The sequence below is a fragment of the Micromonospora carbonacea genome (assembly GCF_014205165.1).
In the GTDB taxonomy this organism is placed as follows: domain Bacteria; phylum Actinomycetota; class Actinomycetes; order Mycobacteriales; family Micromonosporaceae; genus Micromonospora; species Micromonospora carbonacea.
Genome location: NZ_JACHMZ010000001.1, coordinates 343,892 through 368,242 on the forward strand (window position 1 = coordinate 343,892; position 24,351 = coordinate 368,242).

Consider the following 24,351-nt stretch of genomic DNA (forward strand, 5'->3'; position numbering starts at 1 on the left):
ACACGCCTGTTGGCTGGTCCGGGGCGATTGATCGCGCTGGCCGTGGCGGCATCGTTGGCGGCGGGGGTGCTGTCCGGCGCCCCGGCGTCGGCGAGGCCCCTGGACGACGGCGGGCACGCGCTGCTGCCCCCGGTGTCTCCTGGCCGTCCGGTCACGGGCGTCAAGCCGTTGCCGACGCGGTTCGTGCCGCCGTCCGACGACGCGAAGGCCACCCATCGCCCGGCGCGGACGGCCTGGCCCAGGGCCGCGTCAGCGCGGTTGGACCTGAGCGCGTCGGCCGTCACCGGCACGCGACCGGCGGCGAAGGCACGGGCGGCGGGGACGCCGGTGTGGGCGCAGCCGCTCGCCGGGGGCGGCCGGTACGCCGGCCCCCGCCGGCTCGACGTGCGCGTCGCGGACCGCGCCACGGCGGAGGCCGCCGGGGTCGACGGCGTGCTGCTGTCGGTCACCCCCTCGCCCGGGGCCGCCGCGGCGACGGTGCGGGTCGGCGTGGACTACGCCGGCTTCGCCGAGGCGTACGGCGGGAACTACGGCTCCCGGCTGAGGCTGGTGCGGCTGCCCGCGTGCGCCCTCACCACCCCGGCGGCGGCGGGGTGCCGCACGGCGTCGCCGCTGCCCTCCACCAACGACAGCACCGCCCGGACCGTGTCGGCCGAGGTCCCGCTGGCGGGCGCCGCGGCCGCGGGCGGCGCGACGACCGTGCTGGCGGCGGTCTCTACCGCAGGGGACGAGGGCGGCGCGGGCGGCACCTACGCCGCGACCGACCTGTCGCCGTCCCAGTCCTGGAGCGCGGGCGGAAGCACCGGCTCGTTCAGCTACAGCTACCCGGTGACGGTGCCGCCGACCCGCTCCAAGCTGGTGCCGAAGGTGGCCCTGTCGTACGACTCTGGCGCCGTCGACGGGCAGACCTCCTCGACCAACGCCCAGGCGTCCTGGGTCGGCGACGGCTGGACGACGCCGCGGTCGTACGTCGAGCAGACCTTCGTCTCCTGCAAGGACGACCCGGGTGGCAGCCCCTCCCCGGTGGAGACCCACGACCGCTGCTACACCGGCCCGGTCCTGACGATCGCGTTGAACGGCTCGTCGAGCGCCCTGGTCTGGGACGCGACCAAGCAGGTGTGGAAGCTTCAGAACGACACCGGAGCCACGGTCACCCGGGTGACCAACTCCGGCAACGGCAGCGGCACTCACGACACCGACTACTGGCGGGTCACCGAGCGCGACGGCACCGTCTACGAGTTCGGCCGCAACCGGCTGCCCGGCTGGAGCTCCGGGAAGCCGGAGACGAAGTCGGTCGACACCGTTCCGGTCTACTCCCCGCACCCGGGCGACCCCTGCCACGACCCGGCCGGCTTCTCCTCGTCGGTCTGCACGATGGCGTACCGGTGGAACCTCGACCACGTCACCGACGTCCACGGCAACGCGATGGCCTACTACTACGACCAGGCCACCAACCGCTACGGCCGCAACATGGGGGCCACCGACGTCAGCTACGTGCGGGACAGCCATCTCGCCCGGATCGACTACGGCTTCCGCGACGGCGGGGCGTACGGCACGGTGCCGAACCGGGTCGTGTTCGCCACCGGCGACCGGTGCCTCGCCGGCACCTGCCAGCCGCTGAACTCGGCCAACAAGGCGAACTGGCCGGACGTGCCCTTCGACCTGGTCTGCAACGCGGGCACCGACTGCCCGGCGTGGAGCCCGTCGTTCTTCTCCACCGTCCGGCTGACCTCGATCGAGACCCAGCAGTACGACACCGCCACCTCGACGTACCAGAAGGTCGACTCGTACGCCCTGGCGCACACCATGCCGGCGACCGGTGACGGCACCTCCCCGACGCTCTGGCTGTCCTCGATCACCCGCACCGGGCACGACACCGCCTCCGGCGGATCCACCGCGCCCGTCGCGCTGCCGTCGGTGTCGTTCAGCGGCATCAAGCTGGCCAACCGCGTCGACGTCACCGGTGGCCTGCCGAGCTTCTACCGGCAGCGGATCTCGGCGATCACCACCGAGACCGGCTCGGTCGTCTCGCCCAGCTACGAGCTGCCCCTGCCGTGCACCGCCCCGGTCACCACCGGCCCCGCCTCGAACACCAGGTCCTGCTACCCGATCCACTGGACCCCCGACGGGTACACCGACCAGATCCGGGACTGGTTCCACCGCTATGCCGTCACCCGGGTCACCGCCACCGACCCCACCGGCGGCGCACCCGCGACCTCCACCGGCTACGAGTACGTCGGCGGCGCCGCGTGGCACTACGACGACAACGAGGTGGTCAAGGCCAAGTACCGCACGTACGGCCAGTTCCGCGGTTACGGCAAGGTCAGGGTGCGCGGCGGCGACGGGGTCAACGACCGCCGGACGTTGTCCGAGACGACCTACCACCGCGGCATGAGCCGCAACAACAACACCACCGTCGTCAACCTCACCGACTCCGCCGGCGGCGTCCACGAGGATGTCGACCAGCTCGCCGGCCGGGAGCTGGAGACCACCAGCCACCTCGGCGACGGCGGCCCCGTCGACAGCTCGACGGTCACCTCCTACTGGGTGTCGGAGGCGACCGCGACCCGTAGCCGCACCGGGCTGTCCCCGCTGACCGCGACGTTCGCCGCGCCCGCGCGGGTCTGGCGGCGACAGGCGGTCACCACCGGCGGCGCGACGACCTGGCGGTACAGCGCGACCGACAACTCCTACGACGCGTCGACCAGCTCGGCCACCTTCGGGCTGCTGAAGCACGCCTACGACCACACGACGCCGGCGAGCGCCGCCTACGACCGGTGCACCACCACGTCGTACGCGGCACCGAACGCCGGCCTCAACCTCGTCGGGCTGACCAGCGAGACCGAGACCGTGGCGGTGGCCTGCGGCGGCTACGCCCAGGGCCCGTCGGCGTCGTCGCCGGGCAGCGTGAACACGCTGACCGCCCCCACGACGGTCAGCCGGCCGGCGCAGGTCGTCTCGCACGTCCGGACGTACTACGACGATCCTGCCTTCGCCACGACGTTCCCGCAGGCCGCCGCGCCCACCAGGGGCACCGTCACCATGGTCCGCAAGGCGTCCGGCTGGGCCTCCGGCGCATACACCTACCAGACGACCGACCGCGCGGAGTTCGACGCGTACGGCCGGGCCACCGGCACCTGGGACGGCAACGGCCACAAGAGCACGGTCGGCTACACGGACAACGCCGTCGGGCTCACCACCGGCCTGACCGTGACGAACGCGGAGGGCCACGCCACCACCAGCGTCGTCACGCCGATGCGGAACCTGACCACCAGCAGCACCGACGCGAACAACGTGGTGACCCGCACGCAGTACGACGCGCTGGGCCGCCGCACGTCCGTCTGGCTCGCCTCCCGGGCCACCAGCAGCTCGGCCCACCTCAAGCACACCTACACGGTGTCGAAGACCGGCCCGTCGGCGACCACCACCCAGACGCTGAACAACAGCGGTGGCTACCAGAAGACGACCACCATCTACGACGCCCTGCACCGGGTGCGGCAGATCCAGGCGGACACCCCGCAGGGCGGGCGCATGGTCACCGACACGTTCTACGACAGCCGGGGCTGGGTGCGGGCCACGTACAACGGCTGGTGGGATGCCGCGAGCACGCCGGACACCACCCCCGTGTACGCCGACAACCTGCTGAAGAAGGCGCTGAACCAGACCTTCAACACGTACGACGGACTGGGCCGGGTGATCCTGGCCGAGGCGGCCCGTGACGGCGTGGTCAGGTCGGCGACCAGGACCGTGCACAACGGGGACCGGACGACGGTCGTCCCGCCGACGGGCGGCACCACCACCACGGTGGTGACGGATCCGATGGGCCGGACGCAGCAGCAACTCCAGTACACCTCGGCACCGACCCTGACCAGTCCGGCCGACCCGTTCACCGGGAGCTACCAGCTCACCGGCGGCACCACCGTCGCCACCGGCTACGGCTACGACGCGGGCGGCAACCAGTCCACCCTGACCGACCCGGCCGGCAACGTCTGGACCCGCCAGCACAACCTGCTCGGGCAGGTCGTGAGCCGGGACGACCCGGACGCCGGCATCAGCACGACGCGCTACGACGGCGTCGGGAACATCGTCGAGACGACCGATTCCCGGGGCAGGACGACGTCCTTCACGTACGACAAGATCGATCGCAGGACGGGCAGCTACGCCGCCGCCCTCTCCGCCCAGGCGGCCGGCAACCGGCTCGCCGCCTGGGTGTACGACAACGACAACGCCGCCGAGCCGACGATGACCAACCCCGTCGGCAAGCTGACCACGAAGATCGCCTTCCGCGGCGGCGCCGAGTACCGGACCCAGTGGACCGGCTTCAACGCCTACGGCTCCTCGACCGGCGAGAAGATCGTCATCCCGGCCGTGGAGGGGCTGCTCGGCAACACCTACGGCTACACCCACAGCTACCACAGCTCGACGGGCAAGCCGCTCGGCGACACCTATCAGGCCCGGGGCGGCCTGCCCGCCGAGACGGTCGTCCGCGGCTACAGCGGCGTCCTCGACCTGCCCAGCACCCTCGGCGGCCTGGCCAGCTACGCCAGCTCCACCGAGTACGACGCGTGGGGCCGGGTCACCCGGGGCGTCCAGGGGCCGGCCACGAGCGCGGCGTCGCTCGTCAACACCTACGACGACCACAACGGCCGGCTGCTCCAGCAGAAGGTCGCCAGGACCACGACGACGACCAGCGACGTCGGCCGGCAGGACTACGCGTACGACCTGTTCGGGAACATCGTCAGGACCGTCGACACCCGCCACCTGCCGGGCGCGGCCGCCGAGACCGAGTGCTTCCGGTACGACGCGCTGCGGCGGCTCACGAAGGCGTGGACCGCGACCGACGACTGCACCGCGACACCGACGACCGGCAACCGCGCGACGGTCGGCAGCGGCATCGGCGCGACCAGCGCCTACTGGACCGAGTGGGAGATCGACCCGCTCGGCAACCGCACCAAGGAGACCCGGTACTCGCCGACCGGCGGAGCCGACACCGTCACCACCTACGCCTACGACGGCAACGGCGGCGGGCAGCCGCACACGCTGACGGGTACGACCACCACCGGCGGGCTCACCGGCAGCACGTCGTACGCGTACGACAGCGCGGGGAACATGACCACCCGCCAGGCCGGGCAGGGCACCCAGACCCTCACCTGGGACGACGCGGGCGAGCTGGCCTCGGTGACCGGCGGCACGGACGGGGACAGCTCGTTCCTGTACGACGCCGACGGCAACCTGCTCATCCAGCGGGACCCGGGCTCCACCACGCTCTACCTGGCCGGCGAGCAGATCACCCTGAACACCGGCACCCAGGCGCTGAGCGGCATCCGGTACCACGCCCTGCCCAGCGGCGCGGTGGCCTACCGGACGGGCAGCGGCACCGCGTACGGCTTCGTCCTGCCCGACCACCAGGGCACGCCCAGCCTGTACCTCAACAACACCGCCCAGGTGCCGACCTGGCGGCAGTACACCCCGTACGGCGCGCCGCGCGGCGCGACGGTGACCGCCCCCGACAACCGGGGGTTCCTCAACCAACCGCTGAACCCGAACACGGGACTGACGCAGGTCGGCGCCCGCAACTACGACCCGACGATCGGCCGGTTCGTCTCGCTCGACCCGTTGCAGGACCCGGCCGACCCACAGCAGTGGAACGGCTACGCGTACGCCAACAACACGCCGGTCACCTCCAGCGACCCGTCGGGGTTGATCCCGGACGACTGCAGGTACTTCGACTGCTACGGCTACGACCCGAACAAGGGCTGCCCGCACGGCTGCGGCTCGACGGACAACGTGACGTGGGGCGACGAGAACGACAAGGGAAGCTCCAAGCCCGACAAGGACAACCACCCGAGGGACCTCGGCTACGGCATCCAGGTGCCGGAGAGCGTGCCGTTCGAGGATTTCATGCGCCGCTGGCGCGAACAGCGCGCGAACTGGTTCGCCACGCGGGGCGAGGGCGCCGACAGGGCCGGAATGCGCGACGACACCGCCGTGCTCGCCATGAACATCTGCAGTGAGATGGGCAGACCGGGCGGGTGCAAGGAGTGGATCGAGGAACTCTGGGAGATCCACTACCAGTGGGGCGCCGACACCCTCCCCATGGACGAGGGTGGCCTCCCCAAGCCCCCCGCGGGTACGAGCGTCGGCAAGGGGAAGGGGGGCAGGGGCACCGGCTCCCGTAGCGCCGGTTGCCTGAGTTTCAGCGGCGACACCCGGGTCCTCATGGCCGACGGGAGCACCAGGAGGCTCGAAGATGTCCGGGTCGGGGACGAGGTCATCGCCGCCGACCCGGAGACCGGTGAGCAGGGTCCCCGCATCGTCACCAACGTCTGGGTGCACGAGGACGAACTCGTCGACCTCCGGATCGGGGACGCCTTCGTCACCACCACGGAGGACCACCCGTTCTGGAACCACACCGACCGCGAGTGGCAGCGCGCCGACGAGATCGATCGGGGCGACTGGGCGCTGGGTAGCGATGGTATAGCGCTTTCGATAGGCGGGCTGGAGTGGCCGTCGGCGACGGCCGCGTCCGCCTACAACCTCACCGTCGACGGCATCCACACGTACTATGTCCTCGCCGGTGACACTCCGGTGCTGGTCCACAACGACAACGGTGGCATCGACCTTAGCAAGGCGACCCCTTGGCAGGGGGGACGATTCCCGGTGGGCGGCGCGCTTGACGCCGGCGGGCCGGCGAATGGAGTTCTCTACCGCACTCAGAATGGTGTTATTAGTAACTACGCCGTATACGATGCGGATGGTGTCATTCTGCGGCGAGTCGATTTGGTTGGTGCTGCGCATGGCGGTGTGCCGACACCTCACGTGCAGGAGTTCACCCGCAACGTGACCCCTGACGGGCGGGTCTTCCCGCAGCAGAGCAAGATTGCAACACCGGCTGGCCCGGGGGATCTTCCGCGCGTCGGGTGCTGACAGGCGCAGGGGGGGCGATGCCAGGGCCAGAAGAGTAGAGAGGCAGGCAAGCGGTGGATCTCAGCAGGCTTCCCGAAATGAAGGGCTGGATCAGAGCTGGCGAGGAGTTCGATCCAAGATCGTTTCTGCAGTCCACGGCGTCCGTGGGTGAGGCTGCCGCTATGTCGATTCTCTTCTGGCCCGAGTTCACCGAGTATCGCAAGGGCGTCTTCTTGGGCTTCCTCTTCGAGCGGCGCGGAGTCGACGCCTGGTTCGATGAACTCAAGGGGGATGAGGTTGCGGTCGAAGGTGTCGTCAACCATGTTCACTTGTGGGACGTTTTTGCGCCGAAAGTGGAAGCTGAATACGCTGTTCTGGTCGAGCTGGCGCCGCGGATTGCGGCGATGTGGCGGGCGGCGCTCGAATCGGCATTTCCTGCCCGGCGATTCGTCGTCTCCGTGGCCGATGCGTCAGAGGATTATGGGCCTACAATTTCGATTCGATCAGCCTGATCGCTTCACTGCGAAGATGTCGATCTCGCTCCGCTGCGTGCAGGCAGGGGCGGTTGTGCGCCTTGGGTGTGGTCGTGGTTGCTGCGAGTGGTGAGGGGCAACGCGGCGAAAAGGGGAGAGCCTCGGTGTCTTTGATCCGAACTTGGGAGGTGGTGGCGGGCGATAGGGATAGGGGTGGGGGCGGCTCGACTACCTCATTGAGTTCCGGGTCTGGGAGGTGCCAACTGCGAGGCGTCTTGTTCCGTAGGTGCTGGGTGTCCGTCCAGCGGATGTGGGCGTGATGATCGACCGCTGTCCGGGCTCGACGGGGCACCTGCGACACTGAAGCGCTCCCAGTGCGGAGCCCCGGTCCGCGTCCGGAAGCGGCCCGGGGCGCCCGCCCGGTGGCTCCGGTGGCGCCGCCGGAGCCACCGGGTGCCTTGATCGACTCCATGTCGGCGACATGGCGGGGTCTGGAGGCCCCGGACACCGCCATGTCGCCGACATGGCGCGGGCCCAACCGGACGCCGGCCCAACCGGACGCCGGCCCGGCAGGCCCCGGCCCCCCGGGGCGGGGCGAAACGGCAGGCCACCGTCGGGGGAAACCCGTCCCTAGCGTGATCAACATGCGCGAAGGGATCGCGCCGGTCACAGCCGTCCCGCTACCGTACTGGTAACACGCGCGTAGCCCGTCCTGGCGGGAGGATCCCGTCCGGCGGCACGCGCCGGGGCATGGGATGGGGCGGTGGGCCATGACCGGTTCGCAGTCCGACGGCAGGCTGTCGGAGGTCAGGTTCCTCACCGTCGCCGAGGTGGCGACGGTGATGCGGGTGTCGAAGATGACGGTCTACCGGCTGGTGCACAGCGGTGAGCTGACCGCCGTGCGGGTCGGCCGGTCGTTCCGGGTGCCCGAGCACGCGGTGCACGAGTATCTCCGGGGCGCGTTCCAGGAGACCGCCTGATCCGCCTGCCGCACCTGGGCCGCCCGTCCGCCGACGTCACGGCCCGGCACCCCGCGCAGGGCGTCCGGCGTGCCGCACGGGGTGCCCGCCGTGCCGCGCAGGGCACCCCGCTTTCACAGAGGGCAGTGTCGCAAAGGGCACCGAGTGCGACGTAACGGGCATCGACGGGGGCGCGTTGGTCCTGCTGAGGCTCTCCCGCTACCCTGGACCGGACCGTGACCGCACACCGGTGCGCCCGCCGCACGCCAGCAGGTCCGGCCCGTTGTCCGCAAGCGGCCCTCGACGCCCGCGTGGTGTCATCCGGTCCGCCCCGCACGTTGCATCGAAAGGCTGTCGTCGTATGGGCTCGGTGGTCAAGAAGCGCCGCAAGCGCATGGCTAAGAAGAAGCACCGCAAGCTGCTGCGCAAGACCCGCGTCCAGCGTCGCCGTCTCGGCAAGTGACCGGGGCCGGGCCCACCGTGGCCCGGCACCCCGTGTCGCTTGCCAACAGTCGACCCTCGGAGGCTCAGGTGATCAGGCCGCGGTTGCCCCGGCTCGATCCCACCTGCCGGGGTAGGTGCACGACGTGACCCCCGGTGGCACCCCAGGTGCCCCGGGGGTGGTCGTCGTCACCGGGGTCAACCGCTATCTCGGCGCGCACGTGGCCGCCCGCCTCGCCGCCGACTCCCGCATCGAGCGGGTGATCGGCGTCGACCCGAGCGCCCCCAGCCCCGAGCTGTCCGGCCTGCTCGACCGGGTCGAGCGCATCCGGCTCGACCTCGGCTCGCTCGGCGGGCTCCTCGCCGACCTCGACGTCGACGCCGTGGTGCACCTCGCCCTCGTCACCTCCCCCGACCCCCAGCAGGGCGGCCGGTCGGCGATGAAGGAACAGAACGTCATCGGCACCATGCAGCTGCTCGCCGCCTGCCAGCGGGCGCCCCGGCTGCGCAAGCTCGTGGTCCGCTCGTCGACCGCCGCGTACGGGGCGTCGTTCCGGGACCCGGCCGTCTTCACCGAGGAGACCGAGCCGCGCGAGGTGCCGCGCGGCGGTTTCGGCCGCGACATCCTCGACATCGAGGGGTACGTTCGTGGCTTCCGTCGCCGCCGGTCGGACGTCACCGCCACGGTGCTGCGCTTCGCGCCGTTCATCGGTTCCACGGCCGACACCACGCTGACCAGGTATTTCTCCCAGCCGTTCGTCCCCACCGTCTTCGGGCGCGACCCCCGGTTGCAGTTCGTGCACTTCGACGACGCGCTGGAGGTGCTGCACCGGTCGGTCGCCGAGGAGCACCCGGGCACGTTCAACGTGGCCGGTCCGGGCGTGCTCTCCCTGTCCCAGGCGATCAGGCGGGCCGGGCGGGTGGGGGTGCCGGTGTTCGAACCGGGCCTGTCCGGGGCCGTCGCGCTGGCCCGCAGCCTCGGCTTCGGCCGGTACGGCCTGGACCAGGTCGATCTTTTCGTGCACGGTCGGGTCGTGGACACCTCCGCCCTGGAACGCGAGTACGGCTTCGCGCCCCGCTCGACCGCCGCCGCGTTCGACGACTTCATCCGCGCCCACCAGGGCGGCGTGGTGGTCACCCGGGAACAGTTGGCCGCCGCCGAGCGGGCCGTCCTCGACGGCATCCGCCAGGTGCGCGCGGCCGTGCGGGAGCAGTCGTGACGCCGCCGGACGAGGAGCGCGGGCGCGCCGGGGCCAACGGCCGGTACGACGTACCGCTGGTGGTGGCCCGCCCGGACGGGGAGCCGGCGCGGCGCAACGGCCACCATCCGCCCCCGGGCCCCGCCGCCGACCCCGCCCGTGGCGCGGCGGCCCCGCGGCCGATCCGGCGGGAGCAGCCGGCGGAGCGGGAGCCTGCGGAGCCGGCGGCGGGCGCCCCACGGGACGCGGCGGTGCCGGACCAGCCGGGCGACGTGTGGGACCGGCGGGTCGCCTCGGGGCTGGCGTTCCTGCGTCGGCGGCTCTCCGGCGACTACCAGGTGGACGAGTTCGGGTTCGACCCGGAGCTGACCGAGTCCGTCTTCCACCCGATGCTGCGGCTGCTCTACCGGGACTGGTTCCGCACCGAGGTCACCGGGCTGGAGCACGTGCCGGCGGACGGTGCCGGTCTGGTGGTCGGCAACCACTCCGGCACGGTGGCGCTGGACGCGCTGATCCTCTCCGCCGCCCTGCACGACCAGCACCCGGCCCACCGTTACCTGCGGCTGCTCGGGGCCGACCTGGTGTTCCGGATGCCGGTGGTGTCCGAGCTCGCCCGCAAGACCGGCGGCACGGTCGCCTGCAACCCGGACGCCGAGCGGCTGCTCCGCTCCGGCGAGGTCGTCGGCGTCTTCCCGGAGGGGTTCAAGGGCGTCGGGAAGCTCTACGCCGACCGGTACAAGCTGCAACGCTTCGGCCGGGGCGGGTTCGTCTCGGCGGCGCTGCGCACCGGCACCCCGATCGTGCCGGTGGCGATCGTCGGGGGCGAGGAGATCTATCCGATGCTCGCCGACATCAAGCCCCTCGCCCGGCTGCTCAAGCTGCCATACTTCCCGGTCACGCCGACGTTCCCGTGGTTGGGTCCGCTGGGGATGGTGCCGCTGCCCAGCAAGTGGCTCATCGAGTTCTGCCCGCCGATCCCGACCGCGCACCTGACCGACTCGGCCGACGACCCGCTGGTCGTGTTCAACCTCGCCGACCAGGTGCGGGAGACCATCCAGCAGACCCTGCACAGCCTGCTGGAACGCCGCCCGGACCCGTTCGGGCCCTGACCCGCCCGGGGCCCCGGCCGCGCCCCACCGGACGCGGGGCGGCGGGTCGTCAGCGGACGCGGCGGCGCTTCTGTAGCGCCATGCCGGCGCCGACCGCACCCGCGAGCAGCCCGGCCGCCGCCGTCGACGGCACCGCGATCTTCACGGCCCGCCGGCCGGTGCGGAAGTCCCGCACCTCCCAGCCCCGCTGCCGGGCCTGCCGCAGCAGGGCGCCGTCCGGGTTGACGGCCACCGCCCGGCCCACGGCCGACAGCATCGGCAGGTCGTTGGCGGAGTCGCTGTAGGCGGAGCAGCGCGACAGGTCCAGCCCCTCGACGGCGGCGAGCTGGGTCACCGCCTCGGCCTTGGCCGGCCCGTGCATCAGGCCGCCCACCAACCGCCCCGTGTACGCCCCGTCGACCACCTCGGCGACCGTGCCGATCGCCCCGGTCAGCCCCAGCCGGGCGGCGATCACCCGGCCGATCTCGACCGGCGCGGCGCTGACCAGCCAGACCCGCTCCCCGGCGTCCAGGTGGCGTTGCGCCAGCCGTCGGGTGCCGGCCCAGATCTGGGGGGCCATCAGCTCGTCGAAGATCTCCTCGGCGAGCCGCTCCACGTCGTCGACCCGCCAACCCTCGATGAACGCGAGGGCCGCGTCCTTGGCCTGCGACATGTCCCCGGCGTGCTCGGTGGCGAGCACCCGGAAGCGCAGCTGCTGCCAGGCGAACCGGGCCAGGTCCCCGGTGGTGAAGTAGTTGCGGGCGGCGAGCCCGCGGGCGAACCAGTAGATCGACGCGCCCTGCATCATCGTGTTGTCCACGTCGAAGAAGGCCGCGGCGGCCGGGTCGGGGGCTACCGGGGTGGCGGGCGCGGCCTCGGTCTCCGCCCAACCGGCGGTGTGCCCGTGCCGGTCGGTGCTGACCGTCATCCTGCCGTTGCGGGCCACCCGACCTCCCTCGCTCGACGACCCCGACGAGTGCCTCCCCGCGAGCGTAGCCGGGCCGCGCGGCCGCCCCACCTGCTGCGGCGAGAACTGTGGCGCGCGCTGCTCGGGGTAAGGAAGGGCACCTTGTTAACGCATAACGGTGTAGAGGGGCCCCTTCCTTACCGCAGGCAACGCCGGGAGCGCAGCGGGAGCAGGAAGCAGGAAGCAGGAGAACAGCGGCGTAGGAGAGCGGGCGGTCAGCGGTCGCCGGGGCAGGTCGTCGGTGTCGGGCCGAGCGCGTCGCTGCCGGAGGGTACGGGCAGCTCGCACTCGATGGCCGCGCGCAGCGCGTCGGAGCGCTTGCGGATCGCGTCGAGCAGGGCGATCGACCGGCGGACCCGGTCCCGCTCCGTGCGGCTGGCCCCGTCGAGCAGGTCGCCGACCGCGCGTCGCTGCCCCGTGACGAAGGCGTTCACCGACTCCAGACCGGCCGGGTCGGAGCGCTGTGCCGCCGTGGTGGTGAGCAGGCGTACGCCCTGACGGGTGTCCGAGTCCATGTCGTCGAGGACGGCGTCGAACCCGAGCCGGTCCCCGCGCAGCGCGGCGGCCTCGCCGAGCCGGGTGCGGGCGAAGTCGAGGAAGAGCTGGCCGCGGCTGAGGTCCGAGCTGGCCAGGGCGAGCTGCGCGCGTTCCGTGGAGCGCTTCATCCCGTAGAGGGCGTCGCCGGGCACGGCGTTCTCGCTGGCGGCGGAGATGCCGGAGACGGCGATCGCGCCGGCGGTCACCCCGATGAGGATGGCGCCCCGGGCTCGGGCCCGGCGGGCGGTGACGGCCGGCAGCAACGGGCCACGTGGGCCGCCGCCGAGGGTGGCGCGCTGGGCCGCCGCGCCGCGCTGACCGAGCACGCCCCGCCGGACGGCCGGCGCGCTCTCCGGGGCGGTGGCCCCGATGCCCTCCCGCTCGGCGGCGGCGACGAGCATCGCCCGCAGGCCGGTGCGGAAGTCGGGGTTCACGGGCGGAGGGTCGGCGTGAAGTTGCCGGCCGACCGCGACGAGCGCGGCGAGATGATCGTCGGCCCGGGACCGGACGTGGTGACGCCGGCCGCCGTTGGCTTCGTCGAGAAGCTGCGCGAAGCGCTCGGCGCGCCGGCGGGAGAAGAGGTTACTGATCACCGCAGGCACCTCCTCTCGCTGGTCACGGCCGGTCGGCCGCTGTCGGCACCAGCGACCGGCGGCAGCATGCACCCAGGACGAAGCTCGTGCCGGGCTGCGCTTTCCGGACCGTCGGGCCCGGGGATACCGGGAACCACCGGTCGCACCGGGAGAAACGCTCCGCCCCGGGCACGGGTTACGGGGCCGGCGGGAGCGAAATCACGAAGAGTGATGGGCGTCACGCCGTACGCCGGCCGGTGCTCCCGTCCGCGCGGCGCGCCCCGGCCGGCGTACGGCGTGCACCGCCGTCGGGGGCCGGGTGCCGCGCGGGGACGCCGCCGGCCGGGCGGCCCGGCCCCGCGCGGCCCGGCCCACCGGGCGGCGGGGCGGCCCACCGGGGCGGGCTGAACGGGACGGGTCGGCGCGGCCGACGGCGGCGGTCAGGGCTGGAAGCCGTCCGGCAGCAGCCGGGCCAGCGCGCGGACCGCGCGGTACTGCAACGCCTTGATCGCACCCTCGTTCTTGCCCATCGCCCGGGCCGTCTCCGCCACCGAGAAGCCCTGGAGGAACCGCAGCACGATGCACTCCTGCTGCTCCGGGTTGAGCTGCTTGACGGCGGTGAGCAGGGCGACGTTGGTGATGTGCTCGACGACCGCCGCCTCCGGGCTGCCCTCCGGGCCGCGGTCCTCCCGGTCGGCGTCCAGCACGTCGCCGGTGGTGACCTCCAGCCGGTACCGGCCGGACTTGAAGTGGTCGGCCACCAGGTTGCGGGCGATGGTGACCAGCCAGGCGCCGAGGTCCCGGCCCTGCCAGGTGAAGCTGCCGATGCGCTTGAGGGCGCGCAGGAACGTGTCGGAGGTGAGGTCCTCGGCGAGCTGCCGGTTGCCGACGCGGAAGTAGACGAAGCGGAAGACGGTGTCGACGTACCGGTCGTAGATCAGCCCGAATGCCTCGGCCTCGCCGGCCTGGGCGCGCTCGACCAGCTTCCAGACCTCGGTGGCCGGGTCGGACGGGTCGGGGCGGCTCGGGAAGCCCGTCGGCGTGCCGCCGCCCGGGGGCCCGGGCGGCGGTGGGGGCGGGTTGGCCGGCACCGCCGGCAGCACCGCCGTCTCGCCGGCCGCCGGATCGGCCGTCGGCGGGGTGTCGCCACTGCGTCGGCCCTGCGCCGGCATCGTCGGCCGCGCGGGCGACGCCACCCGGCCACCGTTGCCTCCCGGCGTCGCCGGCCGGGGCACCGCCTCGTTGTGATGGGACCGGTTGCGTAACCGTCTGGAGGCCCCGTCGCCGCGTACGGCGAGGCTGGACCCGTCGTCCACGGGGTTCCGGCCGATGCCCAGCCGTTCGTTGAGGACGGCGCGGGCCGCCGCGGCCAGCCCGACCGGTCGCTGCGCGTAGCCGAAACTGGTCACCGTGCCTCCCCGGTCAGGGTTGCCGCGGGCCACGGGGCCGCCCCGGCGCGGGCGCGGCCGGGGCCGTCGGGCAGGGCTCGTCCGGGACGTGCCGACGGGCGGCAGATCCCCTTGAGGTACGGGTCCAATGCGCTCACAGGCACGGGGGCCTCCTCGGGCTGAGGGGTGTCGACTCACGGCAAATGGGGTGAGTCGACCCGAGTGATAATAGGGCCAACGTCACCCGCGCGTGGCAAGTCCGTTACACAGAGCAGAAGTATTTGCTCGCCCGTCCGATCTGCGGCGGACCCGTTGTCCGTCGGGGGAGGTTGACTTTCGCGCGGCGGCTGGTTAGGGATATGCCCAGCTCAGCGCCCGATCGACCCGTTCGGCGTGGGGCCGGGACGACGGCTGCGCCGGCTGCCCGCGCGGGGCGGCGGCGGCGCTCCCGCGCGTCCGGTCGGTCCCGTCCGCACACGGTGCGTTGCCGAGTCGCCGGTACCGGGTGTGTCCCACCGACGGGCCGGGGGAGACTGTCCGGGCGCGGGCCGCCGGAGGGCGGCCCCGGCCGACACCCGCACGGAGGTTTCCCGATGTCCAGTGACGCCCGGCTCACCCTGATCACCCGCCCCGGCTGCCACCTCTGCGAGGACGCGAAGGCGGCGCTCGGCCGGGTGGTCGCGGTCACCGGCGACCGGTGGATCGAGAAGGACGTGACCACCGACGTCGAGCTGGAGCGGGAGTACGGCGACCGGCTGCCCGTGGTGCTGCTCGACGGCAAGGAGCACGGGTACTGGCGGGTGGAGGAGGAGCGGCTGCTGCGGGACCTGACCACCCCACAGCTCTGACAGCACACCACCCCACAGCTCTGACAGCACGGCGCACCGGAGGCGACCCGGCGTTCCCCACGCGGCCGCCCGCCGTATCGTGCTCGGATGACCCCTGCGCGCCCCCACCTCGTCTGGGACTGGAACGGCACCCTGCTCAACGACCTCGACCTGGTGGTGACGGCCACCAACGCGGCGTTCGCCAGCGTGGGCGGGCCGGCCGTCACGGCGGACGAGCACCGGGTGCGGTTCCGCCGCCCGATCGCCGACTACTACGCCGGGGTGCTCGGCCGGGCGGTCGACGACGCGGCGTTCGGTGAGCTGGACCGGATCTTCCACGACGCGTACCGCAGCGGGTTGACCACCTGCGCGCTGGCCGACGACGCGGCGGCGGCGATGGCGGCCTGGCCGGGCAGCCAGTCCCTGCTGTCCATGTGGTTCCACGACGAGCTGGTGCCCGCCGTGCACTCCTACGGGCTGACGGGGCGGTTCGCCCGGGTGGACGGGCTGCGCGCCACCGTCGGCGGCGACCGCAAGGCCGGGTCGCTGGCCGAGCACCTGTCCGGGCTGGGGTTGGACGGCCGTGCGGTGGTGCTGATCGGGGACTCGATCGACGACGCCGACGCGGCCGAGTCGGTGGGCGGCCGGGCGGTGCTCTACACGGGGGGCTTCACCGACGCGGCCCGGCTGCGGGACTCCGGTCATCCGGTGGCCGACACCCTCACCGAGGCCGTCGCGCTGGCCGCCGCCCTGCGCTGACTGCCGCGGCGGGCGGTCAGCCGCGCAGGTAGGCGAGGACGGCCAGGACGCGCCGGTGCTGGGCGGTGTCCGGGGGCAGGCCGAGCTTGGTGAAGATGTTGCGGACGTGCTTCTCCACCGCGCCGTCGGTGACCACGAGGGCCTTCGCGATGGCGGTGTTGGAGTGCCCCTCGGCCATCAGGGCCAGCACCTCGCGCTCGCGCGGGGTCAGCTCCCGCAGCGGGTCGTCGCGCCGCCGGCGGACCAGCAGTTGGCCGACGACCTCCGGGTCGAGCACGGTGCCGCCGGCGGCGACCCGGGCCAGCGAGTCCAGGAACTCGTCGATGTCGGCCACCCGGTCCTTGAGCAGGTAGCCCACCCCGCCGCCGGCCCCGCCGGTGGTGGCCAGCAGGTCGTCGGCGTACGACACCTCGACGTACTGGGACAGCACCAGGACCGGGGTGCGGGAGACGAGGCGGCGGGCCTCGACCGCGGCGCGCAGCCCCTCGTCGGTGTGCGACGGCGGCATCCGCACGTCGACGATCGACACGTCGGGCCGATGGGCGACGACCGCCCCGACCAGGGCGTCGCCGTCGCCGACGGCGGCCACCACCTCGTGCCCGCGCTCGGTCAGCAGCCGGACCAGCCCCTCCCGGAGCAGCACGGCGTCGTCGGCGATCACCACCCGCATGGTGCTGGTGTCTACCACGTCGTGACCCTCGGTGGGGCCGCCGGGAGCGACTGCGGCGCCGTCGGGAGTGTCGCGGGGAGCGACTGCGGCGCTGTCGGGGGTGTCGCCGGCGGCCGCCGGAGCGGCCGTCGTCACAGCGGGAGGTCCGCGCGCACCTCGGTCGGCCCGCCGGCCGGGCTGACGACGTCGAGCCGGCCGCCCGCCGCCCGCACCCGGTCGGCGATCCCCGCCAGGCCGTGCCCCTTGGCCAGGTGCGCGCCGCCGTGGCCGTCGTCGGCGACGGCGACCACCAGCCGGTCGTCGTGCCGGGTGACCTCGACCCGGCACTCCGTCGCCCCGCTGTGCTTGGCCACGTTGGTCAGCGTCTCGGCGACCACGAAGTAGGCGGTGCTCTCCACGGCCGGGTCGGGCCGCCCGTCCGGGGCGTCCAGCCGGGGGTCGAGCCGCAGTTCGATCGGGATCAGGCCGCGCCCGGCGAGGGCCGCCAGGGCGCTGGGCAGCCCCCGGTCGACCAGGATCGGCGGGGCGATGCCCCGGGACAGGGCGCGCAGCTCGGCGAGGGTGTCCCGGGTCTGGGCGACGGCCTCGTCGAGGGTCCGGCCGGCGGCCTCCGGGTCGTCGGCGAGCTGGTGCCGGGCCCGGCTGAGATCCATGGCGAGCCGGACGAGGCGCTGCTGGGGGCCGTCGTGGATGTCGCGCTCCAGCCGCCGCAGCGCGGTGGCCTCGGCGGAGGCGGCCGCCCGCCGCCGCTCCTCCAGGACGGTGATCTGGCTGCGCATCTCGGCCACCCCGGTGAGCAGGGCGCGGGCGAAGCCGGCCTTCAGACGGGCGCACCCGCGTACCACGAGCGGCAGGGTGACCAGGAAGAACAGCCCGGCGGCGGTGTTGAGCCCGATCCGGGCGGCGGCCGAGTCGCCCAGGCCGAGCAGCTCGCTGAGGGGCTGGTTGTCGGCCGGGTGGGGCAGCGCCCAGTCGTAGACCGGGTAGAGGGTGCCGGCGACCGCGGCGGCCCACCAGGTGACGGTCACCACGAACGTGACGAGGGCCACGACCAGGTTGAGGATGCCGTGGGCCAGGTCTAGCCAGGACTGCACGTCCCCGATGGGGACGAGGATCCGCCGCCAGGCGCTGGCTCCCGGCTCGGCCCGGCGGTACTCGGGCCGCACCCGGTCCTGCCCGAGCACGGTGGTCAGCCGCAGCCGCTCCACGTCGGCGAAGCCCCGGGCGGCGTAGAGGGTGGCGGCGAGGACGGGCAGGCCGATCACGGTCACCGCCAGTCCCACGCCCAGGGCCAGCCCCGCCACCAGGACCACGAAGCCGGCCACGGCGAGGGGGAAGCCGAGCAGCACGTACCCGGAGTCGCGCAGGAGCTGGCGGGGGAGGCGGGGCGGGAGGGCGGCCGGCTCGGCCGTGGCGGCGGTGGTCATGGTTCGAGGCTAGGGACGCGGCCCCGCCCCCGGAATCCCGTCGGCCGTCCTCTTGCTGGTGGTGCCAGCCCTACCGTCGGCCGGCGCCCCCGCCGGGCGGGACCGGGCGGCGGCGGGCGCGGCGCTCGCGCGATTGGTGACGGAAGTCGGGAATGAGCAATAATCGGCGCGGGCCACGCGAGGCGCCGGATCGATCTTGGGGGGTGGAGGGGCAGGTGGAGGCGGGTCGCCGGTCTTCAAGATCGCGATTTGTGCGTGTCTTCACAAGCGCCTACTCTGTAGTTCCGACGCGTCCTGCTAGCACAGCCGGCAATCTCGGTCGCCAGCGGGAGTCCCGATACGGCAGGCCGCTTGAGCCGGCCGAGGATCGCACCGCACGGAGTCTCATGAGTCAGCAGCACCGTCACCCTGGCGCGTCCGGCCGCGCCGGTGCCGTACCGGCGCTCCCGGACCTGCCCGAGGCGACCGTCGCACGGCTGCCCGAATACCTCCGCGCCCTGCACAACCTCGCCGAGTCGGGTCACGAGACCGTCTCCAGCGAGGGCCTGGCCAGCGCCGCCGGGGTCAACTCCGCCAAGCTCCGCAAGGACCTGTCCCACCTCGGCTCCTACGGCACCCGCGGCGTCGGCTACGACGTCGCCCTGCTGGTCGAGCAGATCGAGTTCGTGCTCGGGCTCACCCAGCGGCGGGCGGTCGCCCTGGTCGGGGTGGGTAATCTCGGTCACGCCCTCGCCGGCTACGACGGCTTCGCCAGCCGCGGCTTCCGCATCGCCGCCCTGCTGGACGCCGACCCGGGGCGGGTCGGCGAGGAGATCAACGGGCTGGTCGTGCGGCACGTCGACGAGCTGCCCCGCATCGCCGCCGAGGAGCCGATCGCGATCGGCGTGATCGCCACCCCGGCCCGCGCCGCCCAGGCGGTCGCCGACCAGCTCGTCGCCGTCGGCGTGACGAGCATCCTCAACTTCGCGCCGTGCGTACTCTCGGTCCCGGACGGGGTCGACGTGCGCAAGGTCGACCTCGCCATCGAGCTGCAGATCCTGTCCTTCCACGAGCACCGCAAGGCGTCGCTGACCGCGCTGCCCGCCACCGGCGGCACCGCCCTCACGGCCCTGCCCGGCGGGCTCGCGGCCACCGACCCCCAGGAGGCGATCGGCACGTGAAACTGCTCGTCGTCGGCGCGTCCTACCGCACCGCTCCCGTCGCCACCCTGGAACAGCTGGCGGTCGGCCCGGCCGACCTCACCCGCACCCTGGACCGCCTGCTCACCCAGCCGTACGTGAGCGAGGCGGTGCTGGTCTCCACCTGCAACCGGGTGGAGGTCTACGCCGCCGTGTCCGGTTTCCACGGCGGCCTCGGCGACGTCTGCGCCGTCCTCGCCGAGCAGGCCGGCACCCCGCCCGCGAGCCTGGCCAACCACCTCTACGTGCACTACGACGCCGCCGCCGTCGACCACGTCTTCCGGGTCGCCGCCGGGCTGGACTCGATGGTCGTCGGCGAGGCCCAGATCCTCGGCCAGCTCCGCGACGCGTACCACTGGGCCAGCGGCGCCGACTCCGCCGGCCGGCTGCTGCACGAGCTGATGCAGCAGGCGCTGCGGGTGGGCAAGCGGGCGCACGCCGAGACCGGGATCGACCGGGCCGGCCAGAGCGTCGTCAGCGCCGCGCTCGACCTGGCCGCCGGCCACCTCGACGGCGCGCTCGCCGGCCGCCCGGCCCTCGTGGTGGGCGCCGGCGCGATGGGCGCGCTGGGCGTGGCGACGCTCTCCCGGCTCGGCGCGGGCCCGCTCACCGTGACCAACCGGGGGACCGACCGGGCAGTGCGACTGGCCGAGTCGTACGGGGCCAGCGCCGCGCCCATTGCCGGGCTGACCGACGTGCTCTCCACAGTGGACATCGTAGTGGCCGCCACCGCGGCCACCGAACCGGTCCTCACCCGCGAGGTGGTCACCCGGGCGCTCGCCCGCCGCGACCCCGACCGGGGCCCGCTCGTGCTGCTCGACCTCGCCGTTCCCCGCGACGTCGAGGCCGGCGTGGCCGGGCTGCCCGGCGTCGAGGTGATCGACATCGACCGGATGGCGGCGGTCCTGGCCGGGGGCCCCGCCGCCGCCGAGGCCGCCGCCGTCGAACGGATCGTCACCGCCGAGGTCGAGTCGTTCCTCACCTGGCTGCGCGGCGCCGACGTGGCACCCACCGTGGCCGCCCTGCGCGGCCGGGCCGAGGACGTGGTCGCCACCGAGCTGCGCCGGCTGGCCCAACGCCGCCCCGACCTCAGCGACGACCAGCGCGCCGAGGTGGCCCGCACGGTGCACCGGGTCGTCCAGCGGCTGCTGCACCAGCCCACCGTGCGGGTCCGCCAGCTCGCCGCCGAGCCCGGCGGCGACCAGTACGCGGCGCTGCTGCGCGAACTGTTCGACCTCCAGGTCCCGCAGACGTCCCCCGTCGACACCGTCCCCGACGTGGTCGACACCGACCCCACCCCGTACCCCGGAGGCGACAGATGACCGCCCCCCTGCGCCTCGGCACCCGGGGCAGCGCGCTGGCGATGGCCCAGTCCGGCCAGGTCGCCGCGGCGCTCACCGAGGCGACCGGCCGCCAGGTCGAACTCGTCGAGGTGGTCACCGCCGGCGACCGCTCGTCCGCCCCCGTGCACCGGCTCGGCGTCGGCGTCTTCGTCTCCGCGCTGCGCGACGCCCTGACCGCCCGCACCATCGACCTCGCCGTGCACTCCTACAAGGACCTGCCCACCGCGGCGGCCCCCGGGCTGCACGTCGCGGCGGTGCCGCCCCGCCAGGACCCGCGCGACGCGCTGGTCGCCAGGGGCGGGCGCACCCTCGCCGAGCTGCCGCCCGGCGCGGTGGTCGGCACGGGCGCGCTGCGCCGCATCGCCCAGCTGCACGCGCTCGGGCTGCAACTGGAGGTCGCCCCGATCCGCGGCAACGTGGACACCCGCCTGGCGCGGGTCCTCGGCCCGGACGCCGACCTCGACGCGGTCGTCCTGGCCCGCGCCGGGCTGGCCCGGCTCGACCGGGCCGACGTGATCACCGAGACGCTCGACCCGATGCTCATGCTGCCCGCGCCCGCCCAGGGCGCGCTGGCCGTGGAGTGCCGGGCCGACGACACCGACCTGGTCGAGCTGCTCGCGGTGCTCGACCACGCACCGTCCCGGGCCGCGGTCATCGCGGAACGGGCGCTGCTGGCCACCCTGGAGGCCGGGTGCAGCGCACCCGTCGCCGCCTATGCGGAACTCGCCGAAGGCGACGCCGGCGATGAGATCTACCTGCGCGGGGCGGTGATCAGCCCGGACGGCACGCGAGACCTCCGGCTGTCCCGCACCGGAACGCCCGCCGACGCGGCGGAGATCGGCAAGGCACTCGCCGCCGAACTCCTCGAACTCGGCGCCGACTCGATCCTCGGCCACGAAGGAAACGCCGGCCCGGGGACCCAGCAATTTGGGAGCACAGAATGACCCGCACCCGTAAGCCCGTCGGCCGTATCGCGTTCGTCGGGGCCGGCCCCGGCGACCCGGGCCTGCTGACCCGCCGGGCGCACGACGCCCTGGTCGACGCCGACCAGGTGGTATACGACCGGGGAGTCCCCGAGTCGCTGCTCGACGCCGTGCGCGCCCAGGCCAAGTCCGACGCCCAGTTCTCCCCGGCGGAGGGCGTGCCGGGTGACGTGGCGAAGGTGCTGATCTCGGCCGCGAGGTCCGGCCTGAACGCCGTGCACCTCGTCGCCGGTGACCCGTTCGGCCACGACTCCGTGGTCAAGGAGGTGCAGGCGGTCGCCCGCACCGCCGCGCACTTCGAGGTGGTGCCGGGCGTCGGCCAGGCCGAGGGCGTCGCCACCTACGCGGGCGTGCCGCTGCCGGGCGTACGCACCGCCGCCGACGTCGAGGACGTCGCCACGCTGGACTTCGACGCCCTCGCCGCCGCCGTCGGCCGGGGCTCGCTGGCGCTCGCCGTGGACGCCGGCGACCTGGCCGCGATCCGCGACGGCCTGCTCGCCGCCGGGGTCGACGGCTCGACCGGCGTCGGGGTGACCGGCGACGGCACCGGGGAGACCCAGTACACGACCACGTCGACCGTCGACTCGTTCGTCGCGGCCGCGCTGGGCTTCACCGGCCGGGTCGTGCTCACCGTCGGCGAGGGCGTCGGCCAGCGCGACAAGATGAGCTGGTGGGAGAACCGCCCCCTGTACGGCTGGAAGGTGCTCGTCCCGCGCACCAAGGAGCAGGCCGGGGTGATGAGCGCGCGGCTGCGCGCGTACGGGGCGATCCCGTGCGAGGTGCCGACCATCGCGGTCGAGCCGCCGCGCACCCCCGCCCAGATGGAGCGGGCGGTCAAGGGCCTGGTCGACGGCAGGTACGCCTGGGTGGTCTTCACCTCGGTCAACGCCGTCCGCGCGGTGTGGGAGAAGTTCGCCGAGCACGGCCTGGACGCCCGGCACTTCGGCGGCGTCAAGATCGCCTGTATCGGCGAGGCCACCGCCGACGCCGTCCGCGCGTTCGGCATCCAGCCGGAGCTGGTCCCCGCCGGGGAGCAGTCGTCCGAGGGGCTGCTCGCCGAGTTCTCGCCGCACGACGAGATCCTCGACCCGGTGGGCCGGGTGCTGCTGCCGCGCGCCGACATCGCCACCGAGACCCTCGCCGCCGGGCTCACCGAGCGCGGCTGGGAGGTCGACGACGTGACCGCGTACCGCACGGTCCGGGCCGCCCCGCCGCCCGCCGAGATCCGCGACGCGATCAAGTCGGGCGGGTTCGACGCGGTGCTGTTCACCTCGTCCTCCACGGTCCGGAACCTGGTCGGCATCGCCGGGAAGCCGCACGCGCGCACGGTTGTCGCCGTGATCGGCCCCAAGACGGCGGAGACCGCGACGGAGTTCGGCCTGCGGGTCGACGTCCAGCCGCAGCACGCCTCGGTGCCCGACCTCGTGGAGGCGCTCGCCGCCTACGCCGTCGAGCTGCGCGAGAAGCTGGCCGCCATGCCGGCCAAGCAGCGCCGGGGCTCGAAGGTGCAGGGGCCGACCGCCCTGCGGTTCCGCTAGTCGCACCGGCCGCACAGCCAGCTCGCCCAGGGAGGCCCCGCATGCCGTACCCCGAGATCCGGCCCCGCCGGCTGCGCCGCAACGCGGCCGTGCGGCGGCTGGTCTCCGAGACCCGCGTCGACCCGGCCGAGCTGGTCGTGCCGATGTTCGTCAAGGAGGGGCTGACCGAGCCGCGGCAGATCGCGTCGCTCCCGGGGGTGCTCCAGCACTCCCGGGACTCGCTGCGCAAGGCCGCCGCCGAGGCGGTCCAGGCCGGCGTGGGCGGGATCATGCTCTTCGGGGTGCCCGAGCGGCGCGACCCGACCGGCTCCGGCGGCATCGACCCGGGCGGCATCCTCAACGTCGCCATCGCCGACGTGGTCGCCGAGGTCGGCGACGCGACCGTGGTGATGAGCGACCTGTGCCTGGACGAGTTCACCTCGCACGGGCACTGCGGCCTGCTCACCCCCGACGGCGAGGTGGACAACGACGCCACCCTCGCCGCGTACGCCGAGATGGCGGTGGCCCAGGCCGCCGCCGGGGTCGGGGTGGTCGGCCCGTCCGGGATGATGGACGGCCAGGTGGGCGTGGTCCGCCGGGCCCTGGACGCCGCCGGCCACACCGACGTGGCGGTGCTCGCGTACGCGGCGAAGTACGCCTCCGCCTTCTACGGCCCGTTCCGGGACGCGGTGGAGTCGTGCCTCGACGGCGACCGGCGCACCTACCAGCAGGACCCGGCGAACCTGCGGGAGTCCCTGCGCGAGGTGGCCCTGGACGTCGCCGAGGGCGCCGACATCGTGATGGTCAAGCCGGCCCTGCCCTACCTCGACGTGGTGGCGGCGGTGCGCGCGGCGGTCGACGTCCCGGTCGCCGCCTACCAGGTCTCCGGCGAGTACGCGATGGTCGAGGCGGCCGCCGCCAACGGCTGGATCGACCGGGAGCGGGTCATGCTGGAGACGCTGACCTCGATCCGGCGCGCCGGGGCGCAGATCATCCTCACCTACTGGGCGGTCGAGGCCGCCCGCCTGCTCCGCGACCGTTACTGAGCACCCGCCGCCGCCCCGTACGGCTGACGGCCCGCCGCCCGGCCAGGAGCCGGGCGACGGGCCGCCGTGGA

At 73.7% G+C, this 24,351-nt stretch carries 18 protein-coding genes; 13 read left to right on the top strand and 5 right to left on the bottom strand.

The genetic code is table 11. The features are described from left to right. Positions 1-42: 42 nt before the first annotated feature. The 6 genes from HDA31_RS01600 (at position 43) to HDA31_RS01625 (ending at position 11,087) form a co-directional block, all read left to right on the top strand. Positions 43-6,927 carry an RHS repeat-associated core domain-containing protein gene (locus tag HDA31_RS01600; RefSeq protein ID WP_246384163.1) on the top strand — a complete coding sequence of 2,295 codons (6,885 nt, stop codon included), beginning with the start codon at positions 43-45 and terminating at the stop codon, positions 6,925-6,927. Between the two features lie 77 nt (positions 6,928-7,004). Next, positions 7,005-7,418, top strand: coding sequence for a hypothetical protein (locus tag HDA31_RS01605; RefSeq protein WP_219824960.1), 414 nt, complete (start codon positions 7,005-7,007; stop codon positions 7,416-7,418). A gap of 731 nt (positions 7,419-8,149) precedes the next feature. Next, entirely contained in the window at positions 8,150-8,359 is a 210-nt protein-coding gene (locus HDA31_RS01610; protein ID WP_007073166.1) for a helix-turn-helix domain-containing protein, read from the top strand. A 340-nt stretch (positions 8,360-8,699) separates the two neighbouring features. After that, entirely contained in the window at positions 8,700-8,801 is a 102-nt protein-coding gene (locus HDA31_RS01615; RefSeq protein ID WP_007465623.1) for a 30S ribosomal protein bS22, read from the top strand. 124 nt (positions 8,802-8,925) lie between these two features. After that, positions 8,926-9,999 (top strand): NAD-dependent epimerase/dehydratase family protein, encoded by a 1,074-nt coding sequence (locus tag HDA31_RS01620; protein ID WP_178066511.1) that lies wholly within the window; start codon positions 8,926-8,928, stop codon positions 9,997-9,999. Positions 10,000-10,229: 230 nt separating this feature from the next. Continuing rightward, complete coding sequence (locus tag HDA31_RS01625) at positions 10,230-11,087, top strand: lysophospholipid acyltransferase family protein (RefSeq protein WP_178067853.1); 858 nt, start codon at positions 10,230-10,232, stop codon at positions 11,085-11,087. A gap of 49 nt (positions 11,088-11,136) precedes the next feature. On the opposite strand, the gene HDA31_RS01630 is transcribed toward HDA31_RS01625, so the two are convergent. The 3 genes from HDA31_RS01630 to HDA31_RS01640 form a co-directional block, all read right to left on the bottom strand. After that, positions 11,137-11,994, bottom strand: coding sequence for an HAD family hydrolase (locus tag HDA31_RS01630; protein ID WP_221486800.1), 858 nt, complete (start codon positions 11,992-11,994; stop codon positions 11,137-11,139). Positions 11,995-12,248: 254 nt separating this feature from the next. Next, entirely contained in the window at positions 12,249-13,163 is a 915-nt protein-coding gene (locus HDA31_RS01635) for a DUF5667 domain-containing protein (protein ID WP_178066509.1), read from the bottom strand. 419 nt (positions 13,164-13,582) lie between these two features. Beyond that, on the bottom strand, positions 13,583-14,551 hold the full coding sequence (locus HDA31_RS01640; RefSeq protein ID WP_178066508.1) for an ECF subfamily RNA polymerase sigma factor, BldN family: 969 nt from the start codon (positions 14,549-14,551) through the stop codon (positions 13,583-13,585). 572 nt (positions 14,552-15,123) lie between these two features. Here HDA31_RS01640 and HDA31_RS01645 point away from each other — a divergent pair. Together HDA31_RS01645 and HDA31_RS01650 are read left to right on the top strand one after the other, a co-directional pair. After that, a complete protein-coding gene (locus HDA31_RS01645; protein ID WP_043965311.1) occupies positions 15,124-15,378 on the top strand; it encodes a glutaredoxin family protein in 255 nt (84 codons plus the stop codon). Between the two features lie 87 nt (positions 15,379-15,465). Next, a complete protein-coding gene (locus tag HDA31_RS01650; protein WP_074472433.1) occupies positions 15,466-16,116 on the top strand; it encodes an HAD family hydrolase in 651 nt (216 codons plus the stop codon). Between the two features lie 16 nt (positions 16,117-16,132). On the opposite strand, the gene HDA31_RS01655 is transcribed toward HDA31_RS01650, so the two are convergent. Together HDA31_RS01655 and HDA31_RS01660 are read right to left on the bottom strand one after the other, a co-directional pair. Then, positions 16,133-16,786: a response regulator transcription factor gene (locus HDA31_RS01655; protein WP_178067851.1), complete on the bottom strand. Its 654-nt coding sequence runs from the start codon at positions 16,784-16,786 to the stop codon at positions 16,133-16,135. Between the two features lie 131 nt (positions 16,787-16,917). Continuing rightward, entirely contained in the window at positions 16,918-18,213 is a 1,296-nt protein-coding gene (locus HDA31_RS01660) for a sensor histidine kinase (protein WP_178066507.1), read from the bottom strand. A 386-nt stretch (positions 18,214-18,599) separates the two neighbouring features. Between HDA31_RS01660 and HDA31_RS01665 the strand changes: the two genes are divergently transcribed. The 5 genes from HDA31_RS01665 to hemB are packed head-to-tail and all read left to right on the top strand — an operon-like array spanning position 18,600 to position 24,280. Continuing rightward, complete coding sequence (locus HDA31_RS01665; protein ID WP_043965317.1) at positions 18,600-19,373, top strand: redox-sensing transcriptional repressor Rex; 774 nt, start codon at positions 18,600-18,602, stop codon at positions 19,371-19,373. Beyond that, a complete protein-coding gene (locus tag HDA31_RS01670; RefSeq protein ID WP_178066506.1) occupies positions 19,370-20,713 on the top strand; it encodes a glutamyl-tRNA reductase in 1,344 nt (447 codons plus the stop codon). Before HDA31_RS01665 ends, HDA31_RS01670 begins: the two co-directional genes overlap by 4 nt. After that, positions 20,710-21,678 (top strand): hydroxymethylbilane synthase, encoded by a 969-nt coding sequence (hemC, locus tag HDA31_RS01675; protein WP_178066505.1) that lies wholly within the window; start codon positions 20,710-20,712, stop codon positions 21,676-21,678. The genes HDA31_RS01670 and hemC overlap by 4 nt, the downstream gene beginning before the upstream one ends. Further along, a complete protein-coding gene (locus HDA31_RS01680) occupies positions 21,675-23,255 on the top strand; it encodes a bifunctional uroporphyrinogen-III C-methyltransferase/uroporphyrinogen-III synthase (protein ID WP_074472437.1) in 1,581 nt (526 codons plus the stop codon). Before hemC ends, HDA31_RS01680 begins: the two co-directional genes overlap by 4 nt. Positions 23,256-23,296: 41 nt before the next feature. Then, entirely contained in the window at positions 23,297-24,280 is a 984-nt protein-coding gene (gene hemB, locus HDA31_RS01685) for a porphobilinogen synthase (protein WP_178066504.1), read from the top strand. Positions 24,281-24,351: the final 71 nt, after the last annotated feature.